This is a genomic window from Actinomadura chokoriensis (genome assembly GCF_041463665.1).
Classification (GTDB): domain Bacteria; phylum Actinomycetota; class Actinomycetes; order Streptosporangiales; family Streptosporangiaceae; genus Spirillospora; species Spirillospora chokoriensis_A.
The window spans coordinates 1-3,531 of sequence record NZ_JAXCEJ010000062.1 but is presented as its reverse complement, the minus strand read 5'-3'; the positions used below and the strand labels follow the sequence as shown (position 1 = coordinate 3,531).

The following is a 3,531-nucleotide window of genomic DNA, read 5'->3' as shown; positions in this document are numbered from 1 at the left end:
GACACTCCGGCACGGCGAGGCTGGTCACTCCGAGGCCAGGGCATCGCCTCGGTCAACAGCCGCACCGCACCACTCGACCAGTCGACATGAGGAGTGGGCTCATCGACATGCAGCGTCTGAGGCAGCATCCCGTGCTGCATGGCCATCACCATCTTGATGACCCCGGCCATCCCCGCCGCAGCCTGAGTATGACCGATATTGGACTTGACCGACCCCAGCCGCAGCGGCCGGTCCTCAGCACGTTCCTGCCCATAGGTGGCCAGCAGCGCCTGAGCCTCGATCGGATCACCCAACGTGGTCCCGGTCCCATGCGCCTCCACCACATCGACCTGACCCGCCGACAGTCCCGCACTGGCCAGCGCCTGCCGGATCACCCGCTGCTGGGAGGGCCCATTAGGCGCAGTCAACCCATTACTGGCACCATCCTGGTTGATCGCCGACCCACGCACCACCGCCAGCACCCGGCGCCCGTTCCGGCGAGCATCGGACAACCGCTCCAGCAGCAGCACCCCCACACCCTCACCCCAGCCGGTCCCATCAGCCGCCCCCGCAAACGGCTTGCACCGCCCATCAACAGCCAACCCCCGCTGCCGGCTGAACTCCACAAACATGGCAGGGGTGGGCATCACCGCTACCCCACCCGCCAGCGCCAGCGAACACTCCCCCCGCCGCAACGCCTGACACGCCAGATGCAACGCCACCAACGACGACGAACAACCCGTATCGACCGTGACCGCCGGCCCCTCCAACCCCAACGCATACGCCACCCGCCCCGACACCACACTCATCGTGGTCCCAGTGCCTAGATACCCCTCAACACCCACCGGCGGATGAAGTACCTGCCCTCCATACCCCTGGTGGGTCGCGCCGGCGAAGATGCCGGTCTGGGTGCCCCGCATCACGCGCGGGTCCACCCCAGCCCGCTCGAACACCTCCCACGAACTTTCCAGCAGCAACCGCTGCTGAGGATCCATCGCCAACGCCTCACGCGGCGAAATCCCAAAAAACCCCGCATCGAAATCCGCGGCGTCATACAAGAACCCGCCCTCACGAACATAACTCTTCCCCGACCGCTCAGGATCGGAGTCAAACAACCCCTCCACATCCCAACCACGATCCATCGGGAACCCCGCCACCGCATCACCACCAGCAGCAACCAGATCCCACAACTCCTCCGGAGAACCCACACCCCCCGGAAAACGACAACTCATACCCACAATCGCAATCGACTCCCGCTCCTTTTCTTCAAGCACGCGCAAACGATATCGAGTCTTACGAAGATCATCAGCCACTCTCCTCAAATATTCAAACAACTCTTCTTCTTTATTCATCGCACTTCCCATCCATTGTAAACAGCTTCAAGCCCTGCACGGCAGACGATCCAGAACAAAATAGACTAAAGCTCACCCAGCTCTTTGTCGATAAATTTTAGCACTTCATCGCGAGAAGCAGATCTTAGGTCGATCTTATCATTCTCCGCCGGATTTTCTCCTTCGAGACTCCAATGCAAGTGAATATTTCGCAGCCGTTTGTCGATTTCGATTTTCGCATCAACGCCAAGAGGAGCTGACGAGAGGATCGCCTCCAATTGGGCCAGCTTTGCGTATGCCGACGTAACGCTATACATTTCATCTTCGATTGTTTCCGTCTTGAGGTAATGAGCTAGGGTGGTGGCGGTGGGGTAGTCGAAGATCAGGGTGGGGGGCAGGTGGAGTCCGGTGGCGCTGTTGAGTCGGTTCCGCAACTCCACCGCGGTAACTGAGTCAAATCCCAGCTCCTTGAAGGCGCGGGTGGGTTCCACCGCCTGTGGCCCGCCGTGGCCCAGGACGGCGGCGGCGTGGGTGCGGACCAGATCCAGCAGGACCCGGTCCTGCTCGACCTCAGGCAACCCGGCCAGGCGCTGGCGAAGCAGGGACCGGTCTGCCGGGTCGCTCTGAGGGGAAATTTCAGTGTCGGTCTTCTTCAGGTGCTGTTGAACATCAGGGATCTCTTGCAGCAGTGGGCTGGGACGCATCGCCGTAAAGGCAACAAAAAATCGGCTCCAGTCAATGTCGGCTACTGTCAGGCAGGTTTCGTTGTGCTGCAGTGCCTGCTGCAGGGCCGCAATAGCCAGTTCCGGTGACATGGCACGAGAGCCATGCCGAGTTAGTAGCTCTCCTACTGAAGGCAAGTTGGCCATACCCTCACCGTCCCATGCACCCCATGCCAGTGAGGTAGCAGGAAGGTGCCGCCCCCGCCGATGCTCAGCCAACGCATCCAGGAAAGCATTTGCAGGAGCATAATTGCCCTGACCTGATGCGGCAGCCGTAGCTGCAGCCGACGAAAACATTATAAATGCAGAAAGATCCAGGTGCTCAGTGAGTTCATGCAGATACAATGCACCGATCATTTTCCCACGCAACACATGGTCAACCTGGTTTACAGTCAACGAATCAATTGCCCCATCATCAAGTGCGGCAGCAGTATGGATGATCGTAGTCAACGGGTATTCCGGGGGTATGGCCTCAATTAGGTGGGTGAGTGCGTCGCGGTCTGCCACATCGCAAGCGGCCACCGTCACGCGGACGCCCAGCTCACGGAGTTCGGTCTCGAGTTCCACCGCACCTGGACTGTTGAGACCACGGCGGCTGGTCAGCACAACATGCTCTGCGCCGTTATGAGCCACCCATCGGGCGACATGGGCTCCCAGGGCACCCGTGCCCCCAGTGATCAGCACAGTGCCCTGCGGTTTCCATTCCCGAACCGGCTCGGCCTCGCCCAGGGGAGCACGAACCAGACGTCGCCCGAACACTCCAGCAGCGCGAATCGCCACCTGGTCTTCACCAGCGTGTCCCGCCAGGACGTTGCATAGCCGCGAAAACACCCGCTCTTCTGGAGCTTCGGGTAGATCAATCAAGCCGCCCCACCGCTCAGGATGCTCCAGAGCCGCCACACGACCCAAACCCCACATCAACGCCTGCACGGGACGCTCAAGACCATCCGAACCAGCCACCGACACCGCACCCTGGGTAACACACCACAACGGCGCCCGGACATCGGCGTCGCCCAAAGCTTGAATCAGTAGCAACGCCCCTGCAAATCCCGCAGGAACCACCTCATGCGTCCGATGCCGCCCCCCCGCCAAGGCCAGAAGCGACAGCACTCCCGCCGGCTCCTCATTGCCAACAAGATCACGGAACTGTCGAGCAAGCACATCACGATCGCCATCGACAATGTCCACCTCGACCACGACCACCCGAGCACCACGCTGGGTCAGCGCATGAATCGACGCAGCGGCCACCCCTTCGCCAGCCCAACCGGCGGGAAGCACCACCAGCCATGCCCCCGAAAGCTCACAATCTGCAACACCCACCAGCGGCTTCCAAGTGACCCGATACCGCCAACCGTCCACAACGGTCTGATCACGACGTTGCTTACGCCACGACGACAACACCGGAAGAAGCGTGTCCAACGAGGAGCGCGCATCACCCCCCTCCAGCCCCAGAGTCACCGCCAAAGCCTGCGCATCCCCAGACTCAACCGCACCCCAAA

2 protein-coding genes are annotated in these 3,531 nt (G+C 61.2%); both read right to left on the bottom strand.

Translation table 11 applies throughout. The features are described 5' to 3' along the window. On the bottom strand, nt 1-1,331 hold a 1,331-nt coding region (locus SM418_RS37825; RefSeq protein ID WP_371966179.1), incomplete at its 3' end, for a type I polyketide synthase. A gap of 65 nt (nt 1,332-1,396) precedes the next feature. Then, the coding region (locus SM418_RS37820; RefSeq protein ID WP_371946468.1) for an SDR family NAD(P)-dependent oxidoreductase at nt 1,397-3,531 on the bottom strand (2,135 nt) is incomplete at its 5' end.